The sequence below is a fragment of the Pseudomonas fluorescens genome (assembly GCF_902498065.1).
In the GTDB taxonomy this organism is placed as follows: domain Bacteria; phylum Pseudomonadota; class Gammaproteobacteria; order Pseudomonadales; family Pseudomonadaceae; genus Aquipseudomonas; species Aquipseudomonas fluorescens_BJ.
In genome coordinates, this window is the sequence record NZ_CABVIR010000007.1 from 190,975 (window position 1) to 206,922 (window position 15,948).

The 15,948-nt window shown below is 59.3% G+C and carries 18 protein-coding genes; 10 read left to right on the forward strand and 8 right to left on the reverse strand.

From position 1 onward, the window contains the following. Positions 1-135 precede the first annotated feature (135 nt). The 5 genes from lptB to F8N43_RS22875 are packed head-to-tail and all read right to left on the reverse strand — an operon-like array spanning position 136 to position 3,474. Positions 136-861 (reverse strand): LPS export ABC transporter ATP-binding protein, encoded by a 726-nt coding sequence (gene lptB / locus F8N43_RS22855; protein WP_017336541.1) that lies wholly within the window; start codon positions 859-861, stop codon positions 136-138. Further along, complete coding sequence (gene lptA, locus F8N43_RS22860; protein WP_150633256.1) at positions 861-1,409, reverse strand: lipopolysaccharide transport periplasmic protein LptA; 549 nt, start codon at positions 1,407-1,409, stop codon at positions 861-863. Before lptA ends, lptB begins: the two co-directional genes overlap by 1 nt. After that, a complete protein-coding gene (gene lptC / locus F8N43_RS22865; RefSeq protein ID WP_150633257.1) occupies positions 1,396-1,968 on the reverse strand; it encodes an LPS export ABC transporter periplasmic protein LptC in 573 nt (190 codons plus the stop codon). Before lptC ends, lptA begins: the two co-directional genes overlap by 14 nt. Positions 1,969-1,975: 7 nt before the next feature. After that, a complete protein-coding gene (locus tag F8N43_RS22870; RefSeq protein WP_150654411.1) occupies positions 1,976-2,500 on the reverse strand; it encodes a KdsC family phosphatase in 525 nt (174 codons plus the stop codon). Beyond that, positions 2,500-3,474, reverse strand: coding sequence for a KpsF/GutQ family sugar-phosphate isomerase (locus tag F8N43_RS22875; protein WP_150633259.1), 975 nt, complete (start codon positions 3,472-3,474; stop codon positions 2,500-2,502). The genes F8N43_RS22870 and F8N43_RS22875 overlap by 1 nt, the downstream gene beginning before the upstream one ends. 275 nt (positions 3,475-3,749) lie before the next feature. Here F8N43_RS22875 and F8N43_RS22880 point away from each other — a divergent pair, with 275 nt between their 5' ends. From F8N43_RS22880 to hisC, 10 genes are all read left to right on the forward strand, one after another. Further along, on the forward strand, positions 3,750-4,559 hold the full coding sequence (locus F8N43_RS22880; protein ID WP_150633260.1) for an ATP-binding cassette domain-containing protein: 810 nt from the start codon (positions 3,750-3,752) through the stop codon (positions 4,557-4,559). After that, positions 4,559-5,356 carry a lipid asymmetry maintenance ABC transporter permease subunit MlaE gene (gene mlaE / locus F8N43_RS22885; protein ID WP_150639285.1) on the forward strand — a complete coding sequence of 266 codons (798 nt, stop codon included), beginning with the start codon at positions 4,559-4,561 and terminating at the stop codon, positions 5,354-5,356. The genes F8N43_RS22880 and mlaE overlap by 1 nt, the downstream gene beginning before the upstream one ends. After that, complete coding sequence (gene mlaD / locus F8N43_RS22890; protein WP_010463308.1) at positions 5,356-5,823, forward strand: outer membrane lipid asymmetry maintenance protein MlaD; 468 nt, start codon at positions 5,356-5,358, stop codon at positions 5,821-5,823. Before mlaE ends, mlaD begins: the two co-directional genes overlap by 1 nt. An 11-nt stretch (positions 5,824-5,834) precedes the next feature. Next, complete coding sequence (locus tag F8N43_RS22895; RefSeq protein ID WP_150633262.1) at positions 5,835-6,476, forward strand: phospholipid-binding protein MlaC; 642 nt, start codon at positions 5,835-5,837, stop codon at positions 6,474-6,476. Beyond that, positions 6,473-6,778, forward strand: coding sequence for a lipid asymmetry maintenance protein MlaB (locus F8N43_RS22900; protein WP_150633263.1), 306 nt, complete (start codon positions 6,473-6,475; stop codon positions 6,776-6,778). Before F8N43_RS22895 ends, F8N43_RS22900 begins: the two co-directional genes overlap by 4 nt. Before the next feature lie 113 nt (positions 6,779-6,891). After that, on the forward strand, positions 6,892-7,131 hold the full coding sequence (locus F8N43_RS22905; RefSeq protein ID WP_008070578.1) for a BolA family protein: 240 nt from the start codon (positions 6,892-6,894) through the stop codon (positions 7,129-7,131). A gap of 22 nt (positions 7,132-7,153) precedes the next feature. Then, positions 7,154-8,419, forward strand: coding sequence for a UDP-N-acetylglucosamine 1-carboxyvinyltransferase (murA, locus tag F8N43_RS22910; protein WP_150633264.1), 1,266 nt, complete (start codon positions 7,154-7,156; stop codon positions 8,417-8,419). A gap of 128 nt (positions 8,420-8,547) precedes the next feature. Next, a complete protein-coding gene (gene hisG / locus F8N43_RS22915; RefSeq protein ID WP_007901570.1) occupies positions 8,548-9,183 on the forward strand; it encodes an ATP phosphoribosyltransferase in 636 nt (211 codons plus the stop codon). A gap of 125 nt (positions 9,184-9,308) precedes the next feature. Then, the gene (hisD, locus tag F8N43_RS22920) at positions 9,309-10,646 is read left to right on the forward strand and encodes a histidinol dehydrogenase (RefSeq protein WP_150633265.1); all 1,338 of its coding nucleotides are present in this window, start codon (positions 9,309-9,311) and stop codon (positions 10,644-10,646) included. Positions 10,647-10,648: 2 nt separating this feature from the next. Then, the gene (gene hisC / locus F8N43_RS22925) at positions 10,649-11,701 is read left to right on the forward strand and encodes a histidinol-phosphate transaminase (RefSeq protein WP_150633266.1); all 1,053 of its coding nucleotides are present in this window, start codon (positions 10,649-10,651) and stop codon (positions 11,699-11,701) included. A 120-nt stretch (positions 11,702-11,821) separates the two neighbouring features. Here hisC and F8N43_RS22930 read toward each other — a convergent pair whose 3' ends face one another. The 3 genes from F8N43_RS22930 to algW all read right to left on the reverse strand — a co-directional run bounded on the left by F8N43_RS22930 (position 11,822) and on the right by algW (position 15,910). Beyond that, on the reverse strand, positions 11,822-12,541 hold the full coding sequence (locus F8N43_RS22930; protein ID WP_150633267.1) for a DUF4198 domain-containing protein: 720 nt from the start codon (positions 12,539-12,541) through the stop codon (positions 11,822-11,824). Between the two features lie 13 nt (positions 12,542-12,554). After that, entirely contained in the window at positions 12,555-14,660 is a 2,106-nt protein-coding gene (locus tag F8N43_RS22935) for a TonB-dependent siderophore receptor (RefSeq protein ID WP_150654412.1), read from the reverse strand. 89 nt (positions 14,661-14,749) lie between these two features. Next, positions 14,750-15,910 (reverse strand): Do family serine endopeptidase AlgW, encoded by a 1,161-nt coding sequence (gene algW, locus F8N43_RS22940; RefSeq protein ID WP_150633269.1) that lies wholly within the window; start codon positions 15,908-15,910, stop codon positions 14,750-14,752. Positions 15,911-15,948 lie beyond the last annotated feature (38 nt).

The following is a 15,948-nucleotide window of genomic DNA, read 5'->3' on the forward strand; positions in this document are numbered from 1 at the left end:
AGGGCGCCGAAGCGCCAAACATAAGCAAATTATATGCCCGAAACCGTAGCGTTTGCCTAGAGCGCTGTAACAATAAAAAACTATTGATTTTTTATCGAGACAATCGCTCGGACAACCAGCCAGACACCTCAGCGCTTACAGACGGAACTCGTGGCCCAGATAGACTTCTTTCACGAGGTCGTTGGCCAGGATGGTGGCCGAGTCACCTTCGGCGATCAGTTGGCCATCGTTGACGATGTAGGCGGTTTCGCAGATATCCAGGGTTTCACGGACGTTGTGGTCAGTGATCAGCACGCCAATGCCCTTGGCCTTGAGGTGGTAGATGATCTGTTTGATGTCGCCCACCGAAATCGGGTCCACACCGGCGAACGGTTCGTCGAGGAGGATGAATTTCGGGTTGGTCGCCAGTGCCCGGGCGATTTCCACGCGGCGGCGTTCGCCACCGGACAGGCTCATGCCGAGGTTGTCGCGGATGTGGCTGATGTGGAATTCCTGCAGCAGGCTTTCCAGCTCTTTGCGACGATCGGCCTTGTCGAGTTCCTTGCGGGTCTCGAGGATCGCCATGATGTTGTCGGCGACCGAGAGTTTGCGGAAGATCGACGCTTCTTGCGGAAGATAGCCGATACCGGCCTTTGCACGACCGTGCATCGGCTGGTGGCTGACGTCCAGATCATCGATCAGGACGCGGCCCTGATCGGCCTGAACCAGGCCGACAATCATGTAGAAGCAGGTGGTTTTACCGGCGCCGTTAGGGCCAAGCAGGCCGACGATCTGACCGCTGTCGATGGACAGGCTGACGTCGCGCACGACCTGACGGCTCTTGTAGCTCTTGGCCAGATGCTGAGCTTTCAGAGTTGCCATTACGGGGCCTTTTGCTCTTCGGTTTTCTTTTTCGGCTGGATCACCATGTCGATGCGCGGACGCGATTCGGTCACATTGGTCCCTGTGGCACGACCGGCGCTGGCAAGCTTTTTATTGGTGTCGTAGACGATTTTCTCGCCTTGGGTGACGTTGCCGTCTTTATCGACAACTTTGGCGCGATCGATCAGCACGACGCGGTCTTGCGAGGCGTGGTACTGGATGGTGACCCCCCAGCCCTGAACGGGCTTGGTGTCGCCTGCCGTTTGCAGTTGTTCGAAGTAGGCGAGGTTGCCCACCGAAGTCACCACGTCGATGTCGCCCGCAGGGGTGCGGGTCATGGTCACAGTATTGCCCTTAACGATCATCGAGCCTTGGGTGATGATCACGTCACCTTTATAGGTGGCAATGCCGTTCTTGTCGTCCAGTTGGGCGTCGTCGGCCTGAATACGGATAGGCTGCTGTTGATCGTTCGGCAGAGCCCAGGCGCTCACGCTTCCCAGTGCTGCGCCCAGACCGAGCAAAATAGGGAGAGTTTTAACGAGCCTCATACTGTCCTCTTACGTTCGATAGCAGGTGTATCCTGCTTTCTTTCAAATACGCTTTCATTCCCTTGCCAGTCGATACACCGCCAGCGCCGTCGATTCTAACGGGTTGCTCGGTCTGCGCATATTGCTGTTGCGGGAACACGGTCATGCGGGTGGAGGTAATCAGGGTCTTGCGGTTTTTCTCGTCGAAGCGCGTGATGCGCACCGAGTCGATCAGTTCGACCTGAGTGCCGTCCGGGTTGACTTCGCCGTGTTCGCTCTGGACGTGCCAAGGGAACTGGGTGCCGCGGAACAGGTTCAGGTCCGGGTTGGTCAACAGCGTCACTTCGGTCGCTTTCAGGTGTTCAACCTTGTCGGACGTCATCTCGTACTGCAGTTTGCCATCCGGCAGGTACTGCACGCTGTGCGCGTTGATCGCGTAGTAGTCGATCTCGCTCTCATTGACTGTAGCCACTGGCTTGTCGAGGAAGCGTTCCGGGCTGATGTTCCAGTAGCCGACCGCAGCAAAAATCGCTGCGATGCAACCGAACACCAGGATGTTACGAAATTTCTTGCTCAGCATAGTTGGCTCACAGGTACGCGGCGTTGGCCGCATCGAGGCGGCCCTGGGCGCGCAGGATCAATTCGCAGAATTCGCGAGCGGCACCCTCGCCACCACGGGTCTGGGTGATGCCGTGGGCGTGTTCACGCACGAAGCTGGCGGCATTGGCCACCGCCATGCCCAGGCCGACGCGGCGAATCACCGGCAGGTCTGGCAGGTCGTCGCCGAGGTAGGCGACTTGTTCATAGCTTAGATTGAGCTGGGCGAGAAGCTCGTCGAGCACCACCAGTTTATCTTCGCGGCCCTGATAAAGGTGGGGAATACCGAGGTTCTTCGCCCGTCGCTCGACCACCGGGGTCTTGCGGCCGCTGATGATAGCCGTCTGCACGCCCGCTGCCATCAACATCTTGATGCCCTGGCCGTCGAGTGTGTTGAATGTCTTGAATTCGCTGCCGTCTTCAAGGAAATACAGGCGTCCGTCGGTCAGGACGCCGTCGACGTCGAATACCGCGAGTTTTATCTGTTTGCCGCGTTGCAGCAGGTCCGCACTCATTACATTACTCCCGCACGCAGCAAGTCGTGCATGTTCAAGGCGCCGACCGGGCGGTCTTCGCTATCGACCACGACCAGCGCGTTGATTTTATGGTCTTCCATGATTTTGAGTGCCTCGGCCGCGAGCATCTCGGCGCGAGCAGTCTTGCCGTGGGCGGTCATGACCTGGTCGATCGTCGCGCTATGGATATCGATGCTGCGATCCAGGGTGCGGCGCAAATCGCCGTCGGTGAAGATCCCGGCGAGTTTGCCGTCGGCTTCGAGGATCACGGTCATGCCCAGGCCTTTGCGGGTCATTTCCATCAGCGCGTCCTTGAGCAGAGTGCCGCGCTGGACTTGCGGCAGCTCTTGCCCGGCGTGCATGACGTTTTCCACTTTCAACAACAGGCGTCGGCCCAGCGCACCACCGGGATGGGAAAACGCGAAGTCTTCAGCGGTGAAACCGCGGGCTTCGAGCAGCGCAACGGCCAGAGCATCGCCCATGACCAGCGCCGCGGTGGTCGACGACGTCGGTGCCAGGTTCAGCGGGCAGGCTTCATGCTCCACGTGCACGTTGAGGTTGACCTCGGCAGCCTTGGCCAGCGGTGAGTCGGGGTTGCCGGTCACGCTGATCAGTTTGATGCCCAGGCGCTTGATCAGCGGCAGCAGGGTGACGATTTCGTTGGTGGAGCCGGAGTTCGACAGGGCCAGGATGATGTCGTCGCGGGTGATCATGCCCATGTCGCCGTGGCTGGCTTCAGCCGGATGTACGAAGAAAGCCGTGGTGCCGGTGCTGGCCAGGGTGGCCGCGATCTTGTTGCCGATGTGCCCTGATTTGCCCATGCCGACCACGACCACGCGGCCTTTGCTGGCCAGAATCATCTCGCAAGCGCGTACGAAATCTGCGTCGATATGGGGCAGCAAGCCTTGTACGGCTTCCAGTTCGAGGCGGATGGTGCGTTGTGCTGATTGAATCAGGTCGCTGGATTGGCTCATGTCAGAAATCGTATAGCCTGATGAAAAGGCGGCGATTATAGCGGTAATGATCAAAACCCTCACGCAAGTTCGTCGCGCTTTGACATTCCCTTCTTCCGAAACCCTCTAAATGCTGCTTTTTGCCTGTCATGCTACTGAATATGGCCCGGCTTGGAGCTTGGGCGCTTGGCCTTTGCAGTGATATAGTTCGCCGCCAGTTCGGCCTGCCCGGGATGTATGTGCTTTCGCCAGAAAGTCAGGCGTCCGAGTGAGAGGCTGCATCGCAAGGAGTTTAGATGAGTGCCGATAACGCCTACGCGGTCGAGCTGAAGGGACTGACCTTCAAGCGCGGTTCGCGCAGCATTTTCAATAACGTCGATATCCGTATTCCACGCGGCAAGGTCACCGGCATCATGGGGCCTTCCGGGTGTGGCAAGACCACATTGCTGCGTTTGATGGGCGCACAACTGCGTCCTACCAAGGGCGAAGTCTGGGTCAACGGTCAAAACCTGCCGAAGCTTTCGCGCAGCGATTTGTTCGACGCGCGCAAGCACATGGGTGTGCTGTTCCAAAGTGGCGCACTGTTTACCGACCTCGATGTGTTCGAGAACGTCGCCTTTCCGCTACGCGTTCATACCGAGCTTCCGGAAGAAATGATCCGGGACATTGTCCTGCTCAAATTACAGGCCGTTGGCCTGCGTGGCGCCATCGACCTGATGCCTGACGAGCTGTCCGGCGGCATGAAGCGCCGTGTCGCGCTGGCGCGGGCGATTGCCCTGGATCCGCAGATTCTCATGTATGACGAACCCTTTGTCGGCCAGGACCCTATCGCCATGGGCGTGTTGGTGCGCCTGATCCGTTTGCTTAACGATGCGCTGGGTATCACCAGTATCGTGGTTTCCCACGATCTGGCCGAGACGGCCAGCATCGCCGATTACATTTATGTAGTGGGCGACGGGCAAGTGTTGGGGCAGGGCACTCCCGAGGAGCTGATGAATTCGCAGGAGCCTCGAATTCGTCAATTCATGACCGGCGATCCCGACGGTCCGGTCGCATACCACTTTCCAGCGACGGATTACCGCGCAGATCTTCTGGGGAAGCGTTGATGCGCAAGATTTCACTATTAGAACGCGTACGTCGTTTCGGTCACGGCGGCATTGATGTGATGGCGGTGTTCGGCCGTTCGGCGATCTTCCTGTTCCATGCCTTGCTCGGCCGTGGCGGCATCGGTGGCGGGTTCGGGCTGCTGATCAAGCAATTGCATTCGGTGGGCGTGATGTCCCTGGTGATCATCGTGGTCTCCGGGGTGTTCATCGGCATGGTGCTGGCGCTGCAGGGGTTCAACATCCTGTCCAGCTATGGTTCGGAACAGGCGGTCGGGCAGATGGTTGCGCTGACGTTGTTGCGTGAGTTGGGTCCTGTGGTCACGGCGTTGTTGTTCGCCGGGCGCGCCGGTTCGGCCCTGACGGCTGAAATCGGCAACATGAAGTCCACCGAGCAGTTGTCCAGTCTCGAAATGATTGGTGTCGACCCGCTCAAATACATCATTGCCCCGCGCCTCTGGGCCGGCTTCATTTCCCTGCCGGTGCTGGCGATGATTTTCAGCGTGGTGGGTATCTGGGGCGGTTCGTGGGTGGCCGTCGACTGGCTGGGTGTCTATGAAGGTTCCTACTGGTCGAACATGCAAAACAGCGTGACCTTTGCGGACGATGTGCTGAACGGCATTATCAAAAGCATAGTCTTCGCTTTTGTCGTGACCTGGATCGCCGTATTCCAAGGCTATGACTGCGAGCCCACATCCGAGGGGATCAGTCGTGCCACTACCAAGACCGTTGTGTATGCCTCGTTGGCTGTACTCGGCCTGGACTTTATTCTGACCGCCTTGATGTTTGGAGATTTCTGATGCAAAACCGCACCCTGGAAATCGGTGTCGGCCTTTTCTTGCTGGCTGGCATCCTGGCTTTGCTGTTGCTGGCGTTGCGGGTGAGTGGCCTGTCCCCGAGCGCAACCACCGATACGTATAAACTGTATGCCTATTTCGACAATATCGCCGGTTTGACGGTCAGAGCTAAAGTGACCATGGCCGGTGTGACCATCGGCAAGGTCACGGCGATCGATCTGGACCGCGACAGTTTCACCGGTCGAGTGACGATGCAACTGGAAAAGCGCGTAGATAACCTGCCGACTGACTCCACTGCATCTATCCTGACGGCTGGCCTGTTGGGCGAGAAATACATCGGTATCAGCGTGGGCGGCGAAGAAGGCTTGCTCAAGGATGGTGGAACCATCCACGACACCCAGTCGTCGCTGGTGCTCGAGGACCTGATCGGTAAATTCCTGCTCAATACCGTTAGCAAAGACGCCAAATGAGGAGCTTTTGAATGATCTCTACCTTGCGACGTGGCCTGTTGGTATTACTCGCGGCTCTGCCGTTGATGGCTAACGCCGTGGCGGCGCCTTCCGCGCACGAACTGGTTCAAGACACCACGACCCGCTTGCTGGCGGATCTGTCGGCCAACAAAGAGAAGTACAAGCAGGACCCGCAGGACTTTTACACAGCGCTGAACACCATCGTCGGCCCTGTCGTGGATGCCGAGGGCATTTCCAAGAGCATCATGACGGTCAAATATTCGCGCAAGGCCACGCCTGCGCAAATGAAGACCTTCGAAGAAAACTTCAAAAAGGGCCTGTTCCAGTTCTATGGCAACGCCCTGCTGGAGTACAACAACCAGGGCATCGTCGTCGACCCTGCCAAGGATGAGTCGGGAGACCGCACCAGCGTTGGCATGACGGTCAAGGGCAGCAACGGCGCGATCTATCCTGTGTCCTACACACTGGAAAAGATCAACGGCGAGTGGAAGTTGCGTAACGTGATCATCAACGGCATCAACATCGGCAAGCTGTTCCGCGATCAGTTCGCTGATGCGATGCAGCGCAATGGCAACGACCTGGACAAGACCATCAATGGTTGGGCCGGTGAAGTCGCCAAAGCCAAGGAAGCCAGCGAGAAGCAGACCCAATGAGTGTATCGGCCATTCGCATGAGCGAATCCGGTGAGCTGATGCTCAGCGGCATGCTGGATTACCGTACCGGCCCCGGCCTGCGCAAGCAGGGCCAGGCGCTGATCAAGGCCAGCAAGGCCCCCGCACTGGTGGTGGATTGCTCGGCGGTACTGAAATCCAGCAGTGTCGGCTTGTCGCTGCTGCTGTGTTTCATTCGGGATGCGCAGGAGGCCGGCAAGCCGCTGAGCATCCGCGCGATGCCCGAAGACATGCGCGAAATTGCTCAGGTCAGCGAATTGACCGAGCTGTTGGCGCATCCCTAACCGCATCGACAGAGAAGCCCCCCGTCAGAGTCCTGCTTCGCGGGGTTCGCAGGCGCGGGGCTTTTTTGTATGATGTCCGACCCGCGCGCACAGGGCGCCGATTGAGGTTGAGCATGCAGGCCGTAGAAGTGAAGAGCTTCCTTGAAGGAAAGCTGCCAGGAATCCAGGTGGAAGTTGAAGGCGAAGGCTGCAACTTTCAGCTGAACGTGATTAGCGATGAACTGGCGGCACTGAGCCCGGTCAAGCGTCAGCAAAGCATCTATGCCCATTTGAACCCATGGATCGCCGATGGCAGCATCCATGCGGTCACTATGAAATTTTTCAGCAGCGCGGCCTGGGCCGAGCGCACCTGAGCCCAAGGGCGTCGAGATTCTTATGGATAAATTGATTATTACCGGTGGCGCTCGTCTTGATGGCGAGATCCGCATTTCCGGGGCAAAGAACTCTGCCCTGCCGATCCTGGCTGCAACCCTGCTGTGCGATGGCCCGGTGACGGTTGCCAACCTGCCGCACCTGCACGACATCACCACCATGATCGAGCTGTTCGGTCGCATGGGCATCGAGCCGGTGATCGACGAGAAACTCAGCGTCGAAATCGACCCGCGCACCATCAAGACCCTGATTGCTCCGTACGAACTGGTTAAAACCATGCGTGCGTCGATCCTGGTGCTGGGCCCGATGGTTGCCCGCTTCGGTGAAGCCGAAGTCGCACTGCCTGGCGGTTGCGCCATCGGTTCGCGTCCGGTGGACCTGCACATCCGTGGTCTTGAAGCCATGGGTGCGGTCATCGACGTCGAAGGCGGCTACATCAAGGCCAAGGCGCCTGAAGGTGGCTTGCGCGGCGCGCACTTCTTCTTCGATACCGTCAGTGTGACCGGTACCGAAAACATCATGATGGCCGCTGCTCTGGCCAAGGGTCGCAGCGTGCTGGCCAACGCCGCCCGCGAGCCGGAAGTCATCGACCTGGCGAACTTCCTGATCGCCATGGGTGCCAAGATCACTGGCGCCGGCACTGACACCATCACCATCGATGGCGTCGAGCGTCTGCATCCGACCACTTACAAAGTGATGCCGGACCGTATCGAAACCGGGACGTACCTGGTCGCTGCCGCTGTGACCGGCGGTCGTGTGAAGGTCAAGGACACCGATCCGACGATCCTCGAAGCCGTTCTGGAAAAACTCCGTGAAGCCGGCGCCGAAATCACTTCGGGCGAAGACTGGATCGAGCTGAACATGCACGGCAAGCGGCCAAAAGCCGTCAACGTGCGAACCGCTCCGTACCCGGCGTTCCCGACCGACATGCAAGCGCAGTTCATCTCGCTCAACGCCATTGCCGAAGGCACCGGTGCCGTGATCGAGACGATCTTCGAAAACCGCTTCATGCACGTTTACGAACTGCACCGCATGGGCGCCAAGATCCAGGTCGAAGGCAACACCGCCATCGTCACCGGTACCGAGAAGCTGAAAGGCGCGCCAGTCATGGCCACCGACCTGCGCGCCTCGGCCAGCCTGGTGATCTCGGCGTTGATCGCTGAAGGTGACACCCTGATCGACCGCATCTACCACATCGACCGTGGTTACGAGTGCATCGAAGAGAAACTGCAAATGCTCGGCGCCAAGATCCGCCGCGTACCGGGCTAGTTTTTTTGCTGCATGGGCATAAGGATGTGCCCGTTGAATTCGTTTCAAGTCGAGGGTAATTCACTCTCGATGTGTGTCCGGCACCGTTTGTGACCGGGCACGTACCTTGATAAGGACTGACGTTTCCCATGTTGACCATCGCACTGTCCAAGGGCCGCATCCTTGACGACACCCTGCCGCTTCTGGCTGAAGCGGGCATCGTGCCGACCGAGAATCCGGACAAGAGCCGCAAGCTGATCATCCCCACGACCCAGGCCGATGTGCGTCTGCTGATCGTGCGCGCCACCGACGTGCCGACGTATGTCGAGCATGGTGCCGCTGACCTGGGCGTCGCCGGTAAAGATGTGTTGATGGAATATGGCGGCCAGGGTCTGTACGAACCACTGGACCTGCGCATTGCCCTGTGCAAGCTGATGACCGCTGGCCGTGTCGGCGATGTCGAGCCCAAGGGCCGTTTGCGGGTGGCGACCAAGTTCGTCAACGTTGCCAAGCGCTACTATGCCGAACAAGGCCGTCAGGTCGACATCATCAAGCTGTACGGCTCGATGGAACTGGCGCCGTTGATCGGTCTGGCGGACAAGATCATCGACGTGGTCGACACCGGCAACACCTTGCGCGCCAATGGCCTGGAACCCCAGGATTTCATTGCCGACATCAGTTCCCGGCTGATCGTCAACAAAGCTTCGATGAAAATGCAGCACGCCCGTATCCAGGCGTTGATCGACACCCTGCGCAAGGCAGTGGAGTCTCGACACCGCGGCTGATTCACCTGCGCGGCCTTGAGTCGCGCCGTCTATCCGCCTCATAGCCAGAATTCTCAGGTGCCCAAGCGGATCGAATGTTAGCTTCGGGCGCCTGAGTTTTTTGCCAATCCTATGAGGCTCTCGCTATGACCGCACCGACTGCAATTCGCCGACTCAACGCTGCTGACCCGGATTTCGCACATCATCTGGATCATCTGCTGAGCTGGGAAAGTGTGTCTGACGACTCGGTCAATCAGCGGGTGCTGGACATCATCAAAGCCGTGCGCGAGCGTGGTGATGCGGCGCTGGTGGAATTCACCCAGAAGTTCGACGGCCTGCAAGTCGCCTCGATGGCCGACCTGATCCTGCCGCGTGAACGCCTGGAACTGGCGCTGACCCGGATCACCGTGCCGCAGCGTGAAGCGCTGGAAAAAGCCGCGGCCCGCGTGCGCAGTTACCACGAAAAGCAGAAACAGGATTCCTGGAGCTACACCGAGGCCGATGGCACCGTGTTGGGCCAGAAGGTCACGCCGCTGGATCGCGCCGGTCTTTATGTCCCGGGTGGTAAAGCGTCGTATCCGTCGTCCGTACTGATGAACGCGATCCCGGCCAAAGTGGCGGGCGTGACCGAAGTGGTCATGGTGGTGCCGACCCCGCGTGGTGAAATCAACGAACTGGTGTTGGCCGCAGCCTGCATCGCCGGCGTTGACCGTGTCTTCACCATCGGTGGCGCACAAGCCGTTGCCGCGTTGGCTTATGGCACCGAAAGCGTGCCGAAGGTCGATAAAGTGGTCGGCCCGGGCAACATCTATGTCGCCACCGCCAAGCGCCACGTGTTCGGCCAGGTCGGCATCGACATGATCGCCGGCCCGTCGGAAATCCTCGTCGTCTGCGACGGCCAGACCGATCCGGACTGGATCGCGATGGACTTGTTCTCTCAGGCCGAGCATGACGAAGATGCCCAGGCGATTCTGGTCAGCCCGGACGCCGGGTTCCTCGACAAGGTCGCCGCCAGCATCGCCAAACTGTTGCCGACCATGGAGCGCGCCGAGATCATTGAAACCTCGATCAATGGCCGTGGTGCGCTGATTCAGGTGCGCGATATGGAACAAGCCATCGAAGTGGCCAACCGCATCGCACCGGAGCACCTGGAGTTGTCGGTCGCCGATCCGCAAGCGTGGTTGCCGCAGATCCGCCACGCTGGCGCAATCTTCATGGGCCGTCACACGTCCGAGGCCTTGGGCGATTACTGCGCCGGCCCGAACCACGTATTGCCGACTTCCGGCACCGCGCGATTCTCCTCGCCGCTGGGTGTTTATGACTTCCAGAAACGCTCGTCGATCATCTTCTGCTCCGAGCAGGGGGCATCCGACCTGGGCAAGACCGCTTCCGTGCTGGCCCGTGGCGAGTCGCTGACCGCGCACGCTCGCAGCGCCGAATACCGCATCGTTGACGAAGATTTTCCACAAGGGCAGGGAAACTGAACATGAGTAAATTCTGGAGCCCCTTCGTCAAGAATCTGGTGCCTTACGTGCCGGGCGAGCAGCCGAAGCTGACGAAACTGGTGAAGCTCAACACCAATGAAAACCCGTACGGCCCGTCGCCCAAAGCCTTGGCGGCGATGCAGGCCGAACTGAATGACAACCTGCGTCTGTACCCGGACCCGAACAGTGATGTGCTCAAGCAAGCCGTCGCCAGGTATTACGGCGTGCAGGGCAATCAGGTGTTCCTCGGCAACGGTTCCGATGAAGTCCTGGCGCACATCTTTCACGGTTTGCTGCAACACGATAAACCGCTGCTGTTCCCGGACATCAGCTACAGCTTCTACCCGGTCTACTGCGGGCTGTATGGCATCACGTTCGACGCAGTGCCGCTGGACGAACAGTTCCAGATCAACCCGACTGATTACGCCAAGCCGAACGGCGGGATCATCTTCCCGAACCCGAACGCCCCGACCGGTTGCCTGCTGGCGCTGGACGCGGTCGAGCAAATCCTCAAGGCCAGCCCGGATTCGGTGGTCGTGGTGGATGAGGCTTACATCGACTTTGGAGGCGAGACGGCGATCAGTCTGGTGGACCGATATCCGAATTTGCTGGTGACCCAGACCTTGTCCAAGTCCCGTTCGCTGGCCGGTCTGCGGGTCGGTCTGGCGGTGGGGCATCCGGACCTGATCGAGGCGCTGGAGCGGATCAAGAACAGCTTCAACTCCTATCCCCTGGATCGCATGGCAAATGTCGGTGCTGCGGCAGCGTTCGATGATCGTGAGTACTTCGACAAGACCTGCCGTCTGGTGATCGAAAACCGTGAATGGGTGATCACGCAATTGCAGGCGAAAGGCTTTGAAGTGCTGCCGTCGGCGGCGAACTTCATTTTCGCCCGTCACCCGCAGCACGATGCGGCGGGGCTGGCGGCGAAGCTGCGCGAGCAGGGCGTTATCGTTCGGCACTTCAAGCAAGAGCGGATTGCGCAGTTCCTGCGGATTTCCATCGGCACGCCTGAGCAGAACCAGGCACTGATCGACGGGCTCGGCGACCTGTAAATCGCTTTCGCTGGCAAGCCTCCAGCGCTTACAGAATTGTGTCGTCCACAACGGCCGTGATCGACACAAATCCTGTAGGCGCCGGCTTGCCGACGAACGATTCACCGCAGAATCGGTGTCCTACTCGTGATGTGGCTCGCCCAGGAACGTCAGCGAACTGAACAATCCCCGACTACTCACGTCAGCACTGTCCTTCACCGGGACTTCCACCTGCGCCGCAATCACATTCAACCCTTCATTACGCACCAACACCTGAGCCCGCCCTTGGGCGTCGGTTTCCGTGCTCAACGTATTCGGCGCGCTGCGGTAGTCGCCCGTCAACTTCACTCCCGCCACAGGCTTGCCATCCAGTAGCACGCGAACCGGCAACGATTTGCCCGCCCCGACCGTCAACGGATCAACCTCCGGCAAAATCAGCAGTTTCATCTGATCAAGTGACGGCAATCTCGCCCCCGGTTGGTAGATCGCCAGGCTGTACTTGAACGTCTGGATCGACTCGATTGCGCCCGGTACTTTACTGCGTCCTTCGTTGATCCACTTTTTATCGGCAGTCTGCGACCACATTCCATTGTTTAGCGCCACGGCCATGACGGCCGGCGGTTTCAGCGGTTGCAGGCGTGCGTGGTCAGCGAGGCGTTGCACGGTCACCGGGATCATTTTGCCGCTGACGTCATAGGCCCAGGCGCCGCTGATCTTTTCCGGTTTGAAGGCGTTGTCCTCGGCGCCGTGGCCGTAAACCACTTCGATGTTGCCGCGGCGTTGTTCGGTCCACAGGCCATGGGCCGAGACTTCAGTGGCGAAGAGCAAGCCGAGCAGTGCCAAGGGTTTGAGAGGGTGCATGGTGATGTCCTTTTTACAGTTTGAGTGTCAGGCTGACGGTTAAATTGCGCGGCTCGCCGGGATTGACCCAGTAGTTGCTGTAAGAGCGCTCGAAGTAATTCTCGTCGAAAAGGTTGTTCAGGTTCAGGCCCACGGTGACGTTTTCGGTGGCCTTGTAATGGGCCAGCAGGTCAACGGTGTGGTAAGCCGGCAGTTCAAAATCAGTGCCGGTTTCACCCGAGCGATCGCCGACATAAGTGAATGCCGCACCGAGGTCTGACCCGCGCAAACGGCCCTCCTGAAATTCATAAACCCCCAGCAGGCTGCCGCTGCGCCTGGCCACGCCGAGGATGCGGCTACCGGCCGACGTGACCTTGTCGCCCTTGGTGACTTCGGCGTCGATGTAGGCAAACGCACCGATCACCCGCACGGCGTCGCTCACTTGTCCGGTGACTTGCAGATCAAAACCCTGGCTACGCGCCTTGCCCATGGCGCGACTGGAGTCGGTGCCCGGATCGAAGGCCAGCACGTTTTCCTTGTCGATCCGAAAAGCGGCGAGGGTGCTGCTCAGGCGATTGTCGAACAGCTCGCTCTTGATCCCGATTTCATAGCCCACACCTTCTTCCGGATCGAAGGATTTGCCGGCTGCGTCCAGGCCGTTGTTCGGTTTGAACGAGGTGGAAGCGTTGGCGAACACACCGACTTCAGGCGTCAGTTGGTAGAGCAAGCCGGCCCGTTGAGTCAGCGCGTCGTGCCTCTTGCGACTGGTCGCTCCGCGCGTGTGATCGTCGATGCTTTGTTGGAAATGTTCGACGCGCGCACCGAGCAGGCCGCGTAGTTTGTCGGTGAAGACAATCTGGTCCTGCACGTTCAGCGCCTGGCTTTCGACATGCTCGAAAAAATCCGTGCCTGAGCGAGCGCCGTTGGGCTTCGGTTGGCCGTAGACCGGCTGATAAATGTCGATGGCGTAGGCACCGCCGGCAATCGTGGTCACCCGTTCGTTCTTGCGGTAGTTCTCGTATTCGCTGCCGATCAGCAGTTCGTGCTGCCAGCTCCCGAGGTCGAACAGACCCCGCAATTCGAGCTGGGTGATGCTGTCGTGCCAATCATTGTCACGCTCGCGGTAGCGTCGATTGACCGTGTGCCCGTTGGCATTCAGCGGCCGCGTCTCGGAGGCGAAGCCCCAGAGTTTGCCTTCTTTGTAATGGCTGGCCAGACGCAGCTTCCAACCATCGTTGAGGTGATGTTCAAGAGCGGCCTGCAGACTGTTGTTGTGGTTGTCGATGTCGTCGTCATTGGGTTCGCCGAGGAAGGTTGAGCGCGAAACGCCGCTCCACGAGTTGTTCGGGGCGACGATGCCACGGTCGAACGTCGAGCGGTGACGGACGAGTTCGCTCTCCACCAGCAAATGCGTGTCAGTGTTCAGTTGCCAACTGAAGGAGGGCGCGATGAACACGCGCTGGCTCTCAACATGATCGCGAAAACTGTGGTTGTCCTCGACCGCCAGGTTGACGCGGGACAGCACATTGCCGTCGTCATCCAGCGGTGTATTGACGTCCAGCGCGGTGCGATAACGGTCCCGACTGCCGGCGCTGGTCTGCAACGTGGTGAAGGTTTCTGGCTGCGGTTTCTTGGCGACGATGTTTACTGTACCGCCCGGATCACCACGGCCATAAAGACTGGCGGCCGGACCTTTGAGCACTTCGATTCGCTCGATGTTGGCCACGTCCGGTGTGCTGGGGTAACCACGGTTGGCACTGAACCCGTCCTTGTAGAACTCGGAGGTGGTGAAGCCACGCACGCTGTATTCGTAAAGCGTCAGGCCGCCGAAGTTGTTCTGCTTCGATACGCCGCCGGCAAAATCCAATGCGCGCTCGACGTTGTTGCTGCCGAGGTCCTTGAGCACGCTGGCGGGAATCACACTGATCGATTGCGGGGTGTCGCGAAGGGCCGTGTCGGTTTTAGTCGCGCTGGAGGAGCGAGTGGCGCGGTAGCCTTTGACCGGGCCGGTGGGTGATTCGTAGTCGGAGGTGACGCTGATGGCGTCCAGCTCGAGCGGGCTGGAGTCTTCGGCGAAGACCGGATCTGCGAGCAGGCCAAAGGCAAGACTTGCCACAGAAACCATTGTTCGAGACGACATGTTATGTTGTTCCAATAGTGATATTGAAACAATATAACATGTCTAATGAGAATGTCTGCTGTTAGCCCGCATGGCTCGGGCTAGCGCTTTTATTCCTCTTCTTTTTCCTTCGCGGGCGCGGGTGGCGGGCGCAAGCCAATTTCAGCGGTGAGCTTCAGTTCTTTGCCGTTGCGCATTACCTGAATCGTGACTTTGTCGGTCGGCTTGATCCGTGCGACCTGGTTCATCGAGCGACGACCATCACCGGCCGGTTCGCCGTCGATGGCGAGAATCACGTCGCCCAATTGCAAACCGGCCTTCTGCGCCGGACCGTCACGGAATATCCCCGCGACCACAATGCCCGGACGTCCCGACAAACCGAACGATTCGGCCAGTTCCTGGGTCAACGGCTGCACTTCGATACCGAGCCAGCCGCGAATCACCTGGCCGTGTTCGATGATCGACTTCATCACTTCCATCGCCAGTTTGACCGGGATCGCGAAACCGATGCCTTGCGAGCCGCCGGACTTGGAGAAGATCGCGGTGTTGATCCCGGTCAGGTTGCCATTGGCGTCCACCAGCGCGCCGCCGGAGTTGCCGGGGTTGATCGCGGCGTCGGTCTGGATGAAATCTTCGTAGTTGTTCAGGCCCAGCTGATTACGGCCTGTGGCGCTGATGATGCCCATGGTCACGGTCTGGCCGACGCCGAACGGGTTGCCGATGGCCAGCGCGACGTCGCCGATGCGGATGTTGTCCGAGCGGCCGACGGTGATCGACGGCAGGTTTTTCAGATCGATCTTCAGGACGGCGAGGTCGGTTTCCGGGTCGCTGCCGATCACGCGGGCCAGGGTTTCACGGCCGTCCTTCAAGGCGACCACAATCTGGTCGGCGCCGCTGGTCACGTGGTTGTTGGTCAGCAGGTAACCTTCCGGGCTCATGATCACCCCGGAGCCGAGGCTCGATTCCATGCGCTTCTGCTTGGGCGAGTTGTCGCCGAAGAAGCGGCGGAACTGCGGGTCTTCGAACAACGGATGGTTTGGCTTGTTGATGACTTTGGTGGTGTACAGGTTCACCACCGACGGTGCTGCCGTGGTCACCGCGTCGGCATAGGACACCGGACCCTGTTGCATGGTGGTGGTTTGCGGGGCTTGCTGCAGGTTGACGTCGAGGCTCGGGAGCCCGACCCACTGCGGGTAACGCTGGATGATCAACAGAGCGATAAGCACGCCGGCCAACAGCGGCCAGCCGGAAAAACGCAGCGCCTTGAGCATTAAGCACGTCCTGAGAGGTTGCAGGCGGTTAGAGACCG

Bases quoted from the DNA above. Each gene is read 5' to 3' on its own strand.
- lptB (WP_017336541.1), bottom strand. From the start codon at position 861: ATGGCAACTCTGAAAGCTCAGCATCTGGCCAAGAGCTACAAGAGCCGT.
- lptA (WP_150633256.1), bottom strand. From the start codon at position 1,409: ATGAGGCTCGTTAAAACTCTCCCTATTTTGCTCGGTCTGGGCGCAGCA.
- lptC (WP_150633257.1), bottom strand. From the start codon at position 1,968: ATGCTGAGCAAGAAATTTCGTAACATCCTGGTGTTCGGTTGCATCGCA.
- F8N43_RS22870 (WP_150654411.1), bottom strand. From the start codon at position 2,500: ATGAGTGCGGACCTGCTGCAACGCGGCAAACAGATAAAACTCGCGGTA.
- F8N43_RS22875 (WP_150633259.1), bottom strand. From the start codon at position 3,474: ATGAGCCAATCCAGCGACCTGATTCAATCAGCACAACGCACCATCCGC.
- F8N43_RS22880 (WP_150633260.1), top strand. From the start codon at position 3,750: ATGAGTGCCGATAACGCCTACGCGGTCGAGCTGAAGGGACTGACCTTC.
- mlaE (WP_150639285.1), top strand. From the start codon at position 4,559: ATGCGCAAGATTTCACTATTAGAACGCGTACGTCGTTTCGGTCACGGC.
- mlaD (WP_010463308.1), top strand. From the start codon at position 5,356: ATGCAAAACCGCACCCTGGAAATCGGTGTCGGCCTTTTCTTGCTGGCT.
- F8N43_RS22895 (WP_150633262.1), top strand. From the start codon at position 5,835: ATGATCTCTACCTTGCGACGTGGCCTGTTGGTATTACTCGCGGCTCTG.
- F8N43_RS22900 (WP_150633263.1), top strand. From the start codon at position 6,473: ATGAGTGTATCGGCCATTCGCATGAGCGAATCCGGTGAGCTGATGCTC.
- F8N43_RS22905 (WP_008070578.1), top strand. From the start codon at position 6,892: ATGCAGGCCGTAGAAGTGAAGAGCTTCCTTGAAGGAAAGCTGCCAGGA.
- murA (WP_150633264.1), top strand. From the start codon at position 7,154: ATGGATAAATTGATTATTACCGGTGGCGCTCGTCTTGATGGCGAGATC.
- hisG (WP_007901570.1), top strand. From the start codon at position 8,548: ATGTTGACCATCGCACTGTCCAAGGGCCGCATCCTTGACGACACCCTG.
- hisD (WP_150633265.1), top strand. From the start codon at position 9,309: ATGACCGCACCGACTGCAATTCGCCGACTCAACGCTGCTGACCCGGAT.
- hisC (WP_150633266.1), top strand. From the start codon at position 10,649: ATGAGTAAATTCTGGAGCCCCTTCGTCAAGAATCTGGTGCCTTACGTG.
- F8N43_RS22930 (WP_150633267.1), bottom strand. From the start codon at position 12,541: ATGCACCCTCTCAAACCCTTGGCACTGCTCGGCTTGCTCTTCGCCACT.
- F8N43_RS22935 (WP_150654412.1), bottom strand. From the start codon at position 14,660: ATGTCGTCTCGAACAATGGTTTCTGTGGCAAGTCTTGCCTTTGGCCTG.
- algW (WP_150633269.1), bottom strand. From the start codon at position 15,910: ATGCTCAAGGCGCTGCGTTTTTCCGGCTGGCCGCTGTTGGCCGGCGTG.